Source organism: Salinibaculum sp. SYNS191 (assembly GCF_037338445.1).
Classification (GTDB): Archaea; Halobacteriota; Halobacteria; order Halobacteriales; family Haloarculaceae; genus Salinibaculum; species Salinibaculum marinum.
In genome coordinates this window covers 406,806-421,797 of the sequence record NZ_CP147838.1, presented here as the reverse complement: position 1 = coordinate 421,797, position 14,992 = coordinate 406,806, and the positions used below count along the sequence as shown (strand labels likewise).

The 14,992-nt window shown below is 68.2% G+C and carries 13 protein-coding genes; 3 read left to right on the top strand and 10 right to left on the bottom strand.

Annotated features, from left to right (window positions below):
• Positions 1–4 precede the first annotated feature (4 nt).
• Together WDJ57_RS02325 and WDJ57_RS02320 are read right to left on the bottom strand one after the other, a co-directional pair.
• Positions 5–472 carry a halocyanin domain-containing protein gene (locus tag WDJ57_RS02325; protein ID WP_338903539.1) on the bottom strand — a complete coding sequence of 156 codons (468 nt, stop codon included), beginning with the start codon at positions 470–472 and terminating at the stop codon, positions 5–7.
• A gap of 123 nt (positions 473–595) precedes the next feature.
• Positions 596–1,738 (bottom strand): hypothetical protein, encoded by a 1,143-nt coding sequence (locus WDJ57_RS02320; protein WP_338903537.1) that lies wholly within the window; start codon positions 1,736–1,738, stop codon positions 596–598.
• 167 nt (positions 1,739–1,905) lie between these two features.
• On the opposite strand from WDJ57_RS02320, the gene WDJ57_RS02315 reads away from it, so the two are divergent.
• Together WDJ57_RS02315 and WDJ57_RS02310 are read left to right on the top strand one after the other, a co-directional pair.
• Entirely contained in the window at positions 1,906–2,535 is a 630-nt protein-coding gene (locus WDJ57_RS02315; RefSeq protein ID WP_338903534.1) for a helix-turn-helix domain-containing protein, read from the top strand.
• 85 nt (positions 2,536–2,620) lie between these two features.
• Positions 2,621–3,904: an O-acetylhomoserine aminocarboxypropyltransferase/cysteine synthase family protein gene (locus tag WDJ57_RS02310; protein ID WP_338903532.1), complete on the top strand. Its 1,284-nt coding sequence runs from the start codon at positions 2,621–2,623 to the stop codon at positions 3,902–3,904.
• Here the strand turns inward: WDJ57_RS02310 and WDJ57_RS02305 are convergent, their stop codons facing one another.
• A complete protein-coding gene (locus tag WDJ57_RS02305; RefSeq protein WP_338903531.1) occupies positions 3,905–4,264 on the bottom strand; it encodes a hypothetical protein in 360 nt (119 codons plus the stop codon).
• A gap of 59 nt (positions 4,265–4,323) precedes the next feature.
• Positions 4,324–6,081 (bottom strand): MutS-related protein, encoded by a 1,758-nt coding sequence (locus WDJ57_RS02300; protein WP_338903530.1) that lies wholly within the window; start codon positions 6,079–6,081, stop codon positions 4,324–4,326.
• 81 nt (positions 6,082–6,162) lie between these two features.
• Between WDJ57_RS02300 and WDJ57_RS02295 the strand changes: the two genes are divergently transcribed.
• Positions 6,163–6,954 (top strand): zinc ribbon domain-containing protein, encoded by a 792-nt coding sequence (locus WDJ57_RS02295; RefSeq protein WP_338903529.1) that lies wholly within the window; start codon positions 6,163–6,165, stop codon positions 6,952–6,954.
• 1 nt (position 6,955) lies between these two features.
• Here the strand turns inward: WDJ57_RS02295 and WDJ57_RS02290 are convergent, their stop codons facing one another.
• The 6 genes from WDJ57_RS02290 to WDJ57_RS02265 form a co-directional block, all read right to left on the bottom strand.
• A complete protein-coding gene (locus WDJ57_RS02290; RefSeq protein ID WP_338903528.1) occupies positions 6,956–7,513 on the bottom strand; it encodes a carboxymuconolactone decarboxylase family protein in 558 nt (185 codons plus the stop codon).
• A 48-nt stretch (positions 7,514–7,561) separates the two neighbouring features.
• On the bottom strand, positions 7,562–8,167 hold the full coding sequence (locus tag WDJ57_RS02285; protein ID WP_338903526.1) for a hypothetical protein: 606 nt from the start codon (positions 8,165–8,167) through the stop codon (positions 7,562–7,564).
• A 41-nt stretch (positions 8,168–8,208) separates the two neighbouring features.
• Positions 8,209–11,052 carry a DEAD/DEAH box helicase gene (locus WDJ57_RS02280; RefSeq protein WP_338903523.1) on the bottom strand — a complete coding sequence of 948 codons (2,844 nt, stop codon included), beginning with the start codon at positions 11,050–11,052 and terminating at the stop codon, positions 8,209–8,211.
• A 170-nt stretch (positions 11,053–11,222) separates the two neighbouring features.
• Positions 11,223–11,975, bottom strand: a complete 753-nt coding sequence (locus WDJ57_RS02275; RefSeq protein WP_338903521.1) for a metallophosphoesterase — start codon at positions 11,973–11,975, stop codon at positions 11,223–11,225.
• Positions 11,975–13,672, bottom strand: coding sequence for a hypothetical protein (locus WDJ57_RS02270; RefSeq protein WP_338903519.1), 1,698 nt, complete (start codon positions 13,670–13,672; stop codon positions 11,975–11,977). Before WDJ57_RS02270 ends, WDJ57_RS02275 begins: the two co-directional genes overlap by 1 nt.
• Positions 13,669–14,946: a Single-stranded DNA binding protein gene (locus WDJ57_RS02265; protein WP_338903517.1), complete on the bottom strand. Its 1,278-nt coding sequence runs from the start codon at positions 14,944–14,946 to the stop codon at positions 13,669–13,671. The genes WDJ57_RS02270 and WDJ57_RS02265 overlap by 4 nt, the downstream gene beginning before the upstream one ends.
• Positions 14,947–14,992: the final 46 nt, after the last annotated feature.

Genomic DNA, 14,992 nt, shown 5'->3' with positions numbered 1-14,992 from the left:
GGCGCTACTCGACGATGACGGCGCCTTTCATGCCGCTCATCTTGTGCGGCTCACAGTAGTAGTTGTAGTTGCCGGCCTCATCGAAGGTGTGCTCGAAGGTCCCCGCGGCCTGGTACTCGCCGGAGTCGAAACTCCCGTCCTCCGCGACGACGTTGTGGGTGCCGCCCTGGCCGGTCCACTCCCAGGTCACCGTCGTCCCGGTCGAGATGCGGACTGCGGCCGGGCCGAAGGCCAGTCCGTTCCCCGCGCCCACTTCGACGGTCACCGACCCGGACCCGGTCTCGTCGGGGACCGAGCCGTAGTTGTTCGCACTGGAGAGGTAGTTCGACACCTCGTCGGGCACGTTCGGGTTCCCACCGCCGCCGTCACCGCCGCCGCTGCACCCGGCGAGTACCCCGGTGGCCGCGATGGTTCCGACGCCGCGGAGAACTGTCCGCCTGTCGATAGTAGCCGCCGCCAGTCTCTCGTTCATCTCTACACTCGAGGTTAGGACCACACTCATAAAAGGCTTTCAAACCCGCCCTGCGGACTGAAAACCGGCGTTAACGCTATCCGTCCTGGGGCCGAACCTGTTCGGTACTGGGTTTATTTATCGTTACGTTCTTGATGTCTGTGAATTGATTGTTCCGGTGGCGAGGTACCAGAACAGCACGGCTCCCAGGGTCCGTAGTCCGGCCCCGGCGGTGCCGACGGGCAGGGACGTCAGCGGAGCGGCGGCCCCGATTCCGAGGCCGCCGGCGATGGCCGCGATGCTCGCGACGGCCATCCTGTCACCGGCGGCCGGCCACCGCGCGACCGCTGGCGGGTAGAACTGGTAGACGACGCCGACGATGCTCAGCCCGAGGAGGCCGAAGACGTTCACCCGGAAGTGAACGGTCGTCAGCGATGCGTCCAGCCCTTCGAACGCGAACAAGGCACCGAGCGCGACGCCGAGACAGCCCAGCACCACGCCCGCCAGCGGCCCGTAGAAGCCCACCCGTCGGCGTTCGCTTCGGGCGAACAGCGCGAGGTACGAGGCTGCGAACCCGACGACGGCGGTGCTCTCCAGCACGGCACCGACCCGGAACAGCGTCCCGCCGGGATAGCCCCAGGCCAGCGCGGCCGGCCCCAGCGCACCGGCACAGAGGACGACGGCCGCCAGCCACCGGGGCGGGGACGCGGAGAGAAATCGCGGCAACACCCGATAGCCGACCGCGAAGAGCAGGAGCAGGGCCGCTCCCGGGCCGAGCAGGTGGGCGGTCCGGGCGGCGACGCCGCCAAAGGGCGACGGGAGTGCGAGCGCGCCCGCCAGGAGTTCGTAGGTCCCCACCGCGAGGTAGGCCAGCGCCACCGGCACGAACGCGTTGGCGAGTCTGTCCAGCGGTTCCCTCTCGGCGTTCGCCGCGCCCGTCCCCGTCTCGGCACCGGTCGGGTTGTCGCGGAGTGTCGCCGCCACGGTTCCGAGGAAGACGGCGACCCCGGCCGTCCAGCACACCGCACCCGCGATATCGAGGGCTGGCGCGTCTCGGACCCAGACACCGAGGGCGAGACAGCCGACGCCGGCGACCACGAGGGGCAACTGGACCATCGGCGCGCCGTCCCACGCCAGGTCCCGGTCGAAGTACGCCGGCACGAGCGAGTAAGCCTTCCCGAAGACCGTCGTCAGCGCGAACCCGTAGAGGCCGAACACGACCTCGACGCGACCCGAAGCACCCGCGAGCGGGGCAACCTGGGAGAGTACGAGAAAGCCAGCGCTCACAATCAAAAACCGCCCTGACCACCGCGAGCGCCGTGCTCTCGACATTTCCGTCCGGACACATGGCCCCCACCCGCTCGTACCCTTGCCCGAACATGTTCGTCCCACCCATTCCCAGCCGCTGGGAACGCGCACCCTCGTTATTGAGGGTGTCTACCATACTATGTGGTATGACAGGCGTCAGAACGGAACTCGTCTTCGAGCGGGCGGAGGGCTGTCCGGCCGCGCAGGCATCGACACAGGTCCCGTCGGCGATTTCGGACATCACCTGGACGGAGGGGAAAGACGGGACGGTGAAAGAGCAGGTCACGACAGACGGCTCCGAGGACCTCCCCTCCTTCGACCCGGTGTTCGACTACGGGTCCGAGCAGGTCTACGAGTTCGAGCGGCCGTCGAGCGACCCCTGCATCTGCGAACACATCCAGCAATCGCTGGGGCCGGTACGGGAAGTCTTTGCCGAGGACGGCGACCTGCACGTGCGCTTGCACACCACAGACGTGGACGCACTGCGCGAACTGCTCGTCGACCTCCGCGAGGACTTCGGCGGCGTCAGCGTCGAGTACCTCGTCCGCAGCGTCGACGCCGAGGACGGGAGCGAACTCGTCCCGGTCGACATGCGCCAGTTGACCGACCGGCAGCGCGAGGTTCTGGAGACGGCCCACGAGATGGGCTACTTCGAGTACCCCCGCGACGCAAACGCCACGGAGGTCTCGCGGGAACTCGGCATCGAGCCATCGACGTTCTCCGAACACCTCGCGGCCGCCCAGGGGAAACTGCTGGACGAACTGATGGGGTCGTAACGACACGGCCCCCGCGTCGTAGATTCCGGGGATATTCGTCGTCTACGGAGGGTTTCTTACGCGTCGGGTGTCTGGGGACGTACGCATGACGGACGACAGTATCTACACGGACAGTCTCCACGCAGGACAGGAACCCGACTCCGCAACAGGTTCGCGCGCACCGCCGCTCTACCAGACCACCTCGTACGTCTTCGAGGACGCCGACGACGCCGCGTCGCAGTTCGCCCTGGAGAAGCCCGGCTACATCTACTCCCGGCTGATGAACCCGACCGTAGAGACGCTCCAGGAGCGCCTCGCGAAACTGGAGGGCGGTGTCGGTGCCGTCGCGACCGCCTCCGGGATGGCCGCGCTGAATCTGACGACGTTCCTCCTCGCGGGGGCCGGCGACAACGTCGTCACCGCTTCCTCGCTGTACGGCGGGACCTACACCTACTACACCCACTCCGCGCCCCGCCAGGGCGTCGAGGCACGCTTCGTCGACACGCTCGACTACGAGGCCTACGAGGAGGCCATCGACGAGGACACGGCCTACGTCCACTACGAGACCATCGGCAACCCTGCACTCGTCACCCCGGACATGGAGCGCATCGCCGACATCGCACACGACCACGGTGTCCCCGTCTTCGTCGACAACACCTTCGCGACGCCCGCGCTGTGCAACCCGCTGGACCACGGCGCGGACCTGGTCTGGAACTCCACGACGAAGTGGATTCACGGTTCCGGGACGACCATCGGCGGCGTCGTCGTCGACGGCGGCTCGTTCCCGTGGGCGGACCACGCCGAGAAGTTCCCCGAAATCGCCGGCGAGAACCCGGCCTACCACGGCGTCAACTTCGCGGAGACGTTCGGCGACGCCGCCTTCACCTACGCCGGCATCGCCCGCGGTCTCCGCGACATGGGCAACCAGCAGTCGCCCTTCGACGCCTGGCAGACCATCCAGGGCGTCGAATCGCTGCCGATGCGGATGGAACGGCACAGCGAGAACGCGATGGCCGTCGCCGAGTACCTCCAGGACCACGACGACGTCTCCTGGGTCACCTACCCCGGTCTCGAATCCCACGAGACTCACGACGCCGCCAGCGAGTACCTCGACGGCGGCTACGGCGGCATGATCACCTTCGGTCTCGAAGGCGGCTACGAGGCCGCCCAGGCCACCGTCGAGAACACGGAACTCGCCAGCCTGCTCGCCAACGTCGGCGACGCGAAGACGCTCATCATCCACCCGGCGAGTACGACCCACCAGCAGCTCACCGAAGAAGAACAGGAAGCGTCGGGCGTCACGCCCGACCTGGTGCGCCTGTCGGTCGGTCTGGAGGGTACCGACGACATCGTCGCCGACCTCGACCAGGCAATCGACAGCGCGACCTGATTACTCGTCGTCCTCGATGTCGACCGTCACGGGGCCGTCGTCGTCGTCGTCATCGTCTTCGCTTGCCTCCTCCGCTTCGGACTCGCCCGCGGCCTCGAACTCGGCCTGTGCGCGGTCGGCACCTTCCTTCTCGGCGCGGGAGACGAGCAGTCCCGTCAGCCCCGCGGCGAGCATCCCGACGCCGAGAACCTTCGTCATCTCGACGTACCACTCGCGCGGTTCCAGTTCCTCGACGTTCTCGAAGCCGGCCCGCCAGCCGGTCGTCGCGAGCTTGATCGCCTTCCGCGGGAGGAACACGGAGAGCAGTCCCTGTACGACCATTCCGGCGTAGCCGAGCCGTAGTAGCGATTTGAATCCCATCACTCTCACTTCGGTCCCCACGTACGTGAAAGGTACCCTTCTGTCACCGCGCGGTCTGGCTACCCGGACCACCGCGCGTCGGCGAGCGTGCGCTGGACGGCGCTCTCGCCGACCGACTCGGCCAGCGTCTCGTAGCCCGCGCGCTCGCTGTGGTCGGCCGCGCCTGCGACCAGCCGGGAGACGATGAACTCCGGCGTCGAGCGCCCGACCGTCTCGAAACGCGGCTGGTAGTCCACCTCCAGTTCGAGGTCCGTCGTCAGCCCCTCCGCGAAGATGCCGTCGACGCGGGCCTCGTCGGGCAACGGCTCCAGGTCGTCGGCGAGATGGGTGACGAACACGCCAAGCGCCGCACGCTGGACGGTCAGTGTCACCAGCCCGTGCAGCAGGTCCGCGGCGCTGCCGGGTTCCGTGATGGCCTCGAACTCGTCGACGAGCATCAGCGTGCGGCCGCCGCTGGTGACCGGCGGGACGACCGACCGCAGCGTCGATTCCAGGACGCCCGCGTTGAAACTCGCGTGGCGGCGGTGGAAGACGATGGTGTCGACGACGCCCATCTCGGCGTCGCTGGCCGGGACCGGCAGCCCCATCTGCGCGAGCAACTGGACCTGACAGAGCGTCTCCAGCAGCGTCGTCTTCCCGCCGCTGTTCGCGCCCGTCAGGACCGCTACCCGGTCGCCGGTGGGCGGGGCCGCCGCGCCGGGGACCGCCAGGTCGTGGTCGCCGACGGCGTAGGTGACCGGCTGGACCGCCTCGCCCGCGTCCTCCAGAAAGAGGTTCCGGGCGCTGACGACGCCGGTCACCTCGCGGTCGACGAAGGAGGGTCGCACGAGGTCGAAGGCCTCGGCGAAGCGGGCCAGCGACAGCGCCAGCGCGATGTCGTCCACCGTGTTCACCGCCGCGTCGACGTCCTCGCTGGCCGCTTCCAGAACGCCCTCAAGTCGCTCGCGGACCTCCGATTCACGCTGTTCGACCGCGGTCCTGAGGTCGCCGGCGAGAGTCCGCAGCGTCTCCCCGACGAACCCCGCCGCGTCCGCCGCCTCCGTCGGCATCGCCTCCCGGACGCGTCCCACCTCGACGCCGCTCTCGTCGGCCACGTGGCGGGCGAAGGAGTCCCGGAGTTCGTCGGTCCCGCGCGCGCCGGACTGGACGGTTTCGAGCACGTCGCCCGGCGTGGCCGACATGTCCTCGACGCTGCCGAGCTGGTCACGGAGCGCGTCGAGCTGGCTGTCGGCCCCGTCGCCGATGCGGTCGCTCCCGCCCTCCAGTCCGGCGAGTGCCGACGTCGCGTCTTCGAGTGTCCCCGCGTCGAGGTCCACGAGCGGGGCGAAGACGCCCTCCTCGAACCCCTCCTCCAGCAGGCGAAGCGCTGTTCTGACGGCCGACCGGTCGCCCGACCCGACGCTGTCGTAGGCGTCGAAGGCCCCGAGGACCGCCTCCCGCTCGGACTCGTCCAGGCCGTCCCAGGTGTCCCGGGCGGCCTCCACCTCGTCGAGTCGCTCGTCCATCGCGTCCCGGTCGGGCAGCGGTGTGAGAATACGAATCCGGTCGCCAGCGGCCTCGGTGACGGCGAACTCGCCGATGATGTCGAGCGTCTGTTTGTAGACGTCGCGGGCGTCGCGGGTGGCCAGCAGGTCCATCGCCTCGCCGCCGTGGGCGTGCCGGAGGATGCGCGTGGCGCGCCCCCGCGGGATGCCGGCGTCGGTCAGCGTGCGAACGTCCCCGGATTCGACGGCCCCGATGGCGGCCTCCACTCCGAGTTCGTCGGCCAGCAGGTCCCGGGTCTTCGGCCCGATTCCCCAGTAGTCCTCCAGTCGCATCGCGTAGTGGCTCGGCTCCCCGGGTCTTAGGGGTTTCTCAGTCCCTCCGGAACTATATGGGCGTAGCGTGAACGTGCTGTCATGTCGTGGCGCGAGGCGGCGGACCCCCGGTGTCCGGAGTGCGGCGAGAAAATTTCGCCGACGGCCTACTACTGTATGCACTGCTACACGGACCTCCCGGGCGACGTCGACACGACGGACCCCGATTCGACGGCGGACGCGATTCTCGGGGACGACGAGTTCGGGAGCGACCGCCCTGCCGGGTCCGATACCGCCCGGTCCTACGAGTTCGACACCGGGTCGTCGGTCGGTGGGTCCGCGGACCGTTCAGCGGACCGCCACCGGGTGGAGGGCGTCGCCGGCCGCCTCGTCTCGATGCTGGGGACCGACGTGCCAGACCCGGAGGGCGTCCCCGACGGGACCTTCTCCGCTCCGCTGTGGATGCGCCTGCCCGTCGCCATCGGCGTCGGTCTCTTCGTCATCGTGGCCGTCGGGAGCGCGCTGTCGGTGCTGTTCGGGGGGTTCCTGTCGTCGCTGAGCGGTCTGCCCACGCTGGGGCTGTTCGTCCTCGTGGTCTGGTGGCTCGGGCGCAAGCCGCTCCCGAGCGACATCGTCGGCGACGGCCTGTACGCGATTGCGCTCGCGATGCTGGTGATGCCGTCGGCGCTCGTGACCAACGAACTCCTCTCGCTGTGGCTCGGCTCGGGAACTGATGGGACGGCGGCCGACGTGGTCGTCAGCGGTCTCGTCATGCAGTTTTTCGTCACTATCCCTGCCCTGCTGTTGCTCGGTATCGGCTACCTGGGGAACCGCTACGCGCGCTCGAAACTCGACACGCTCGCTGAATCCTCCGCAGACGGTAGCGACTACTGAGTCAGTCGAACGTCGCGGTCACCTCGTCCGGGTCCGGCACCCAGCCGATGAATTCCCCGCCCTCCAAGGGCAGGTCGGTGGCCGCGATGTAGTTGCACAGGCCGGTGTAGAAGCCGACGATGAGTCCGATGGCGACTATCTGGCCGTGGTCGTAGTGGCGGTGCAGGTGGTCGTACATCTCCTCGGTGACGCCGCCGTGGACCATCGCCTCGGCGTACCGCAGCAGCGAGGCCTCCTCGTGGTCGAAGTGGTCGTAGTCCTCCCTGCCGATGGCCTGCATGTCGGCGACGGCGACGCCCTTGTCGCGGGCGATGTCGACGTGCTGGTGCCACTCGTACTCGCTGTCCTTCGTGTGGGCGACTTTCAGGATGATGAGTTCCTTCTCCCGCGCGGTCACCTGGCTGTAGAGCGTGTTGAGGTACTCGAGCGTTGCCTCCAGCACCTCCGGGTTGTGCGCCCAGGCGCGGAAGATGTGGCGGTCGCCGAGGTAGTCGTCGGTGAACAGGTAGTGGTACTCCTCCGGAATCTCGTCCATCTCCAGCAGCGGGACGTGTGACATGCCTAGTCGGGCGGCGAGGCAGACAATAAAGATAGGACGAGCCAGAGGTTACCCGGCAGTCGACGCGGCGAAGGCTCCGCCGAGCGCCCCGAGGACCAGCGGATAGAGAATCCCGGCGGTGAGAATGCCCGTGACCAGCGGGGGGCCAATCGATATCGTGACGTCCGCTCCGAACCCGCTCGCTCCTGCGGTCCAGGTCGTCAGGAACGCGAACGCGACGGCGAGGACGACGTATCCGACGAGGACGACCGCGCCAGCCTGCGCCCCCGCGATGGTCTCCCGGACGTTCGCGCGACGGGCCACGGCGAATCCGGCGAGAAAGAGCAGGACGATTGGAATCAGGAGCATCCAGGTCTCGACGCTGCCGGTCGTCGTTCCCGTCTGGGACTGGCCGCCGGCCGATATCTGCGTCCGGGTCCCGACGTTGTGCATCTGGAAGAAGAACCAGCCGACGACCTGCCAGTCGCCGGGGAGCGAGAGGCCGCTCCCGCCGGTGTCACCGAGCGACCGGGTGAGCAACTCCGACACTTCGCCGGCTTTCAGGAGGAAGGTGAGCGCGTAGCCGAGCAGGAACGTGACTACGCCGGCGACTGCACCCGAGACGAGCGGGAGCCGGTCCGTCAGCGTCGACTGCGAGCGGGGTTGTGCTGCCATACACCATTCTGGGGGAGCAGCCCCAAGAGCCTGGGGGCCGTTCACTCCCAGAACGACCGCGTCCGGGCGTACTCGCGCTCGCGTGCGAGGATGTCCCGGTAGAAGTCCTCCTCGTCCTCACGGAGTTTGTTGATGATGCGTGCGGCGTTGTGCGGGCCGACGCCGCGGGCAGCCAGCGCCACGACCGCCCGCTTGCCGTGGCTCTGGACGAGACTCGCCGCGCGGTAGGCCCGCTGGGTCAGTTTCTCCTCCTCGTCGTCCTTCTCCGGTGCCCTGACCGCGGCGACGGTCTCCTCGTCCCAGGGGTTCAGCGCGGCTATCTGGGTCGACCCGCACTCGGGACACTCGGGCTGGTCGCGGACGCGGCCGACCTGCTGGGTGCGCTTCCAGTCCTGGCAGTGCAGGCACAGCAGGATGACCCGGTCGTTCTGGATGCGCTCCTTGACGGTCTGAATGACGCTCGCGTCGGCGTTTTCCGGCGTGAGCAGTTCCTGGCCCGAGCCACGACCGCCGGTACCGATAGGCGTGAGTTCGCCGACCGTCTCGACGCTGATGTCGCCGGACTGGACGCCGGCGAGGACCTCACCCGCGCGGTCGACGGCGAGTTCCTCGTGGCGAATTTCCCGGATTGCCTCGTCGTAGATTGGGGTGTCCTCCAGCGCCGCCAGCAGGCGGCTCTTGCCGAAGCGGGACTGACTGGACCCGCGCCAGCGCTTCAGCGCGCCGAACTTCGTCGCCACCTGTGCGACCTTGAACTTCAGCGCGTCGGCGTTCTTGAGGCTGAGTTCGATGAGGTGGCCCACGTGGGCGGGGTCGGTCTCCTCCAGCAGTCTGACCACGTCGCCCGCGGTCACGCCGCGGGGCACGTCCAGTTCGATGCGGTAGGGGTCGACCTCCATCCCGACCGAGGAGCCGCTCTGTTGGCCGAGTAGCGCCGAGAGGAGTCTGGCGAGCGTCTCGTTGACCTTGTGCCCGAAGCAGGCGTTGACCACGATTGTGCCGGACGTGAACTCGACGAGAATCGCGTCGTCGGATGGAATCGGTGCGTCCGTCTCCGCGTGGTCGGACAGCGGTTCGAGCCCGCCGGCTATGGTCCCCGCATCGGCATCGTAGCGCCGGCGGAGGTCACGGGCGACCGCGTCGGCGTCGGCACCCCCGCGGAGTTGCTGTGTCGCGACTGTCCGGAGTTCGCCGACCTCCTGTGCGACCTGTTCGGGCACCGGAATCTCCTGGCCGGTCCACGACGGCACCTCGCCCGCGGGGTCCTCGATGGGGGAGACTGTGACTGTCTCCTCCTCCTCGTCGACTTCGGTGATGCGCCACATCTCGCCGCGCTGGATGAATATCTCGCCCGGCTGGGCGAAGTTGACGACGAACCGTTCGTCCAGCGTCCCGACCTGTTTGCCGCTGGCGACGTCCTCGACATCGTAGGTGGCCTCGTCGGGAATCATCGAGAGGTTCTGGTAGAAGTACTGCCAGGTCCCGCGGCGCTTCTCCAGGCGGTCCTCCTCCTCGTTCAGCCAGACAACGCTGTTTCCGGCCAGTTCCCGCACGACCTGCTTGAAGTCGTGCTTCGAGAGGTCCGCGAACGGGTACGCGCGTGTGACGATGCTGTAGGCCTTCATCGCACCGATTTCCCCGAAGTCCATCACCAGTCCGGCAATCTGGTTGGCGACCGTGTCGAGACTCCCGTAGTGGATGTCGGCCGACTCCACGTCGCCGGCCTCTGCCTGGCGCATGATTGCCAGCGACTCCACCACGTCGTCGGGGTGGCTGGTGACGATGGTCCCCGACGAGACGGTGTCGCGGCGGTGGCCCGCTCGCCCGACGCGCTGGAGCAGTCGACAGACCTGCCGGGGGCTGTTGTACTGGACGACGTGGTCGACGTGCCCCACGTCGATGCCGAGTTCCATCGACGAGGTGCACAGCAGTCCGTCGAGGTCGCCCTGCTTGAACGCCGTCTCGACGTCGATGCGAGCGTCCCGCGAGAGGGAGCCGTGATGGATTCCGATGTCGGTGCCCAGTTCCTTCAGCCGTGAGCCCAGTGCCTCCGCCGTCTGGCGGGTGTTGACGAAGACGAGCGTCGACTCGTTCTCCGCGACGAGTTCGTCGATTGCACGGACGTGACTGGCGATCTCGGCGTCCGTGACCAGTTCCGTCCCCAGCGCCTCGTCGCTGTCCGTAATCTCCGGTGCCCTCACGTCGATGTCGATGGCACTGCCGGCGTCGACCTCCACGATGGTACAGCCACGGTCGCCAGTCAGGAAACGCCCGACCTCTTCCGGGTCCCCGACTGTCGCGGAGAGGCCGACGCGCTGGAAGGGGCCAGCGAGTTCGCGCACTCGCTCCAGGCCCACAGTGAGTTGCGCCCCGCGCTTGGACGTGGCGAGTTCGTGCACTTCGTCGACGACGACGTGGTCCACGTCCTCCAGCGCCCGGCGAAGCTTCTTGCCCGTGAGCATCGCCTGGAGCGTCTCCGGCGTCGTGACGAGCACGTCCGGAGGGTCGTTGGCCTGCTTCTGGCGCTGGTAGTCGGAGGTGTCGCCGTGGCGGACGTCCACGTCCAGCCCGAGCGTGTCGCTCCACCACTCCAGACGCTCGCGCATGTCCCGGTTGAGGGCACGGAGCGGCGTAACGTAGAGCGCGCCGATGCCGAAGCGATCTTCGTCGGCCAGCGCGTCGAAGATGGGGAGCATCGCCGTCTCGGTCTTGCCGCTCCCGGTCGGTGCGACGACGAGCGCGTCGTCGCCGTCGGCCAGCGGCGGAATGGCCGCACGCTGTGGCGCTGTCGGCGTCTCGAATCCGCGCTCGGAGAGGGCGTCCCGAACGCTGCTCCCGAGCGCGGCGAAGGCCGCTGGACCCTCGGCGGCCCCGGCGTCAGTCATCACCGGTCGTTAGTCGCTGAGCCGATTAAGCCCGTCGGACAGTGGGTGTCAGTGGCTAACAGGTGGACGCTGCGACGCGAAGCGGCTGTCCACACTCCCGCTGACCGCTCCGCGATAGCTCGTTATGACACGGGCCTCGCTGGCCTGGCTCTCGTACTTGAACGTTCGGGTTAAATGGCGTCGTACCGTCCGAGCCGTGTTCCGTCGAGCAGGTAGGCCTCCCCGTCGACCAGCGCGTCGGGCAGGAACGGCGAGAGGAAGTCCTGCCCCGCGACGTTCACCCAGGTCCCCCCCGAGAGGTCGTTGAACGCCGGGAAGACGACGAGTTCGTCGGGCGTCCGAAGGTCGACACTGTGGAACTCCCGGAACGGTTCGGCGGAGACGTCGCTGCGGAGCCAGACCCGCTCGATGCGACCGCCACCGACTTCGTCTTCCAGTTTGACGACTGGGTGCTCGTGCCCGATACAGAGGACGTCCGCCGAGAGTACGTCCGGACTCGGCCAGGTGTGGCCGTGTGCGAACCCGACCGTCCCGCGGCGAGTGCCGTGACCGGGGGTGAGCGAGACGCGCTCGAAAGCGTCGGCGACGTCCTCGATAGCGCCGTCGTGGTTGCCCTTGACGAGTGTGACGGGTACTCGCTCGGTGACTGCCGACAGGAACGCCTCGATTTCCTCGCGCTCGACCGACCAGGGGTCGCCGATGGCGTGTCCCAGGTCCCCCAGGACGAGCAAGCTCTCTGCGTCGGTCCGGTCGAGCAGCGAGAGCACGCTGTCGCGGCGCTGGTCGGCGCGGCTGTCGAGTTCGACGCCCTCGCGCTGGAGTCCGCTCTCGATTCCGGCGTGGTAGTCGGCGACGACCAGCACGCGCTCGCCGTCGCAGTCGGCCACCGCCGCCGGTTCGCCGGGGACCGGTTCGACGCCCATCAGATGGACTTCAGCGTCTCGTCGTCCGGCTCGTAGCACTGGCCGCTCATGAGCGCGTCCTGGATGGCGTCCTCGACTTCGTCCGGCGTCGCGGCGTAGCGCTCGACGACAGTGTCGACGACTGCGGCCCGCTCAGCCCCGGTGCCGTCGTCCAGTTCCTCCATCACCTCGACGACGGCGTCGTCGATGTCAACGTCCTCGGCCGGTTCGGCCTCTGCGGGCTCCGTTGACTCCGCCGGCTCGACAGCCTCGGACTCCGTCTCGCCGTCTTCGGCCTCCGTCTCGCCGTCTTCGGACTCCGTCTCGGAAACCTCGAGCTCCGACTCGGCTTCCGCGGTCTCAGCGCCGACCTCCGACGTTTCCGCGTCTTCTGTCTCCACCGCGGTTGTTCCGCCAGCGGGCGCTGCGTCGGTCTCTGCTCCGTCTCCGTCAGCGGCCTCCTGTTCGGCCAGTTCTTCCGGGTCGGGCGTCTCGATGTCGGCCTCGCCGGGTTCGGGGACGTCGGTCCCAGTCTGGAACTCGGTCCCGAACTCCTCCTCTATCTCCTCGCGTTCGTCCTCGTCGAGTTCGAACTCGCCGGGTTCGAAGTCCCCGAGGTCGTCGTCTTCGGATTCTCCAGCTGCGGGTTCTGTCGCTGTGGCATCTTCCTCCGACGTCGTCGCAGCTTCGGATGCTTCGCTCTCCTCGGGAGGAGCGGCTGTCTCTGCCGCCGCAGACTCCGTCTCGGGTTCCTCGGTCGACTCTGTATCCGTCCCGACTGGTTCTTCGGGCGCGCTCGCAGCCTCGCTCTGTTCGACCGGTTCTGTCGAGGGTTCTGTTTCGGATTCTGCCTCGTCCTCGCTGGCTTCGGCCGGCTCCGCCGTCTCGACGGTCGATTCGTCGGGGCTCGGCTCCTCGGCCGTCGCGGATTCGGTCGGTTCTGGCTCCGATGGCTCCGTCCCCAGCCCACCTGCCGACACTTCGACGGACGAGTCCGCCAGTGCGGTGAGGTCGGCGGGTCCCTCGTCGTCCGGGGCGACGCTGAACGACTCCACCTCGTCGATGTCGCCGCTGACGACGCGTGCGGCGTCGAGCGCGGTCTCCCGGAGCGCCGAGAGGTAGGCCGGCGTCGTTCCGTAGTGGTCGATAGCGAGCGGGATGCCGGCAGCCAGCCCCTCGTCGACGCCGTGGTCCAGCAGCGTCTCCGTCAGCACGTCGCCGGAGGCGTCGAGCGACAGGGCCGTCGCCACGTGCTCGATGCGGGTGAGCGTCTGCTCTGCGGTCTGGACGGTCCAGCGGTCCCGCGTGGCCGCGTCGACGGTGCTGATGCTCTCCGGCCGGATGGAGGTGTACACCGCGTCGGAGTCTTCCGGCTGGAACGTGCGCGCTTTCCCCGTCACCGCGACGAAGGAGGGAGTCTCCGCACGGTCGAGGAACGCCATCTCGTCGGGCTGGTACTGGCCGGCGTAGAGGACGAACGCGCCGGTCGGGTCCACGACGCGTGCGCGGAGCACCTCGTCGCCGACCTGCTCGACCTCCGTGAGGACGCCGACCACGAACAGCCGATTGACGCGCGCTCCGGTCGGCGTGACGACGTAGTTCGGCGCGCGCTCCTCGTCGCTCTCGGAGTAGGAGAAGTCGGCGTCGTCGAACTCGGCGGCGAACAGCCGGTAGGCGACCTCCCGCTGGCCCGCGCCGCCGTCCTCGCTTTCGCTCATTGGGACACCTCCGCGAGGAGGTCGGCGGCGCGTGCCGCCGGGTCGTCGTCGCTCTCGGCGAACGACTCGACCTCCAGGTTCGCGCCGTACTCGTCGACGCTGAGCGACCCGCGGACCGTGAACTCGCGTCCGACGACGTGCTCGCGAATCGCGTCGGCCACGACTTCCTTGTCCATCTCCTCGCGGGCGTGCTCCTTCGCGTCCTCGATGTCGCCGCCGTAGACCTGCTCGGTCAGCCCTTCGTCGAGGACAGCGGTCACTGTCCCGGTGCCGTCGTCGAGGATGATTTTCGTCCGCAGGTCGTCCTGGCCGTCGACGTCGCCGTGGCTGCGACACTGGCCGTTCTGGATGACCCGGCCACACTCCGGGCAGCGCTCGATGAGGCCGGAGCCGTCCCGCAGCGCGATGGCGTTGCCGACCAGTTCCACGTCGAACAGGCCGCCGGAGTCGACGGCCTCGCCGATGGACAGCCGTGGTGCGGTCTCCTGTGGCTCCACGTCGCGGTCCAGTGGCGTCACCTCCGAGAACTCGGAGACGTTGACGGAGGGGACGCCACGGAACTCCCGGATGAATACGTCCTCGATTCGCACGGAGGCTCCCTCGGTCAGTTCTGGCCGGGGCTCCCAGTCGGTGAAGGGCAGGCGGGCCGTCTCGTCCGCGAGGACGCCGCTGAGAATCTCCGTCTCGCCGTCGCGGCCGTCGATGGTCTTCTCCTCGCGTTCCAGGACCGTCACCTCGACGTTGACGCCGCGGTCGCCGGGTTCGAGGTCGGCGAGTGTCTCGTCGCCGCCGACCTCGTAGGCCACGTCGAGCGTGTCGTCGACGAGGGAGACGGTCGTGCTCCCGCCGATGTTGAGTTCGGGTTCGCCCTCCCACTCGCGGACGCCGGCGTTGCTCAGTCGGAGCGTCTGGCCGGCCTCCAGGCCGACGTCCTCCCAGGCGGTGTAGGAGAGTTTCCCGGTCTCGTCTGCCAGTTCACCCTCGAAGATGACCTGGTCCTCGCCCTGGTAGCGAATCGAGCGCTGCCCGCAGGTGAGGACGACGGCCGTCACCGAGACGTTGCTGTCGGCAGTCGAGATGTCGGCGATGGACTTGGTCGACGGTTCGGCACCCCCGCCGCCGTCGCTGCCGTCGCCGTACTTGCGCCGCAGGCTTTGCTTGGCCTCGTCCATCGGCACGCTGTAGGAGACGAGGTTCTCCAGGTCTTCTTTGACCTCCTCTTTGTCGACGCCGAGGTCGGAGGCGAGTTCCTCGGCATGGTCTTCGAGACTCATCGTTCCGGCCTTGGCTCCGGCCCCACTAAAAGAGTCGCGTCCGGCT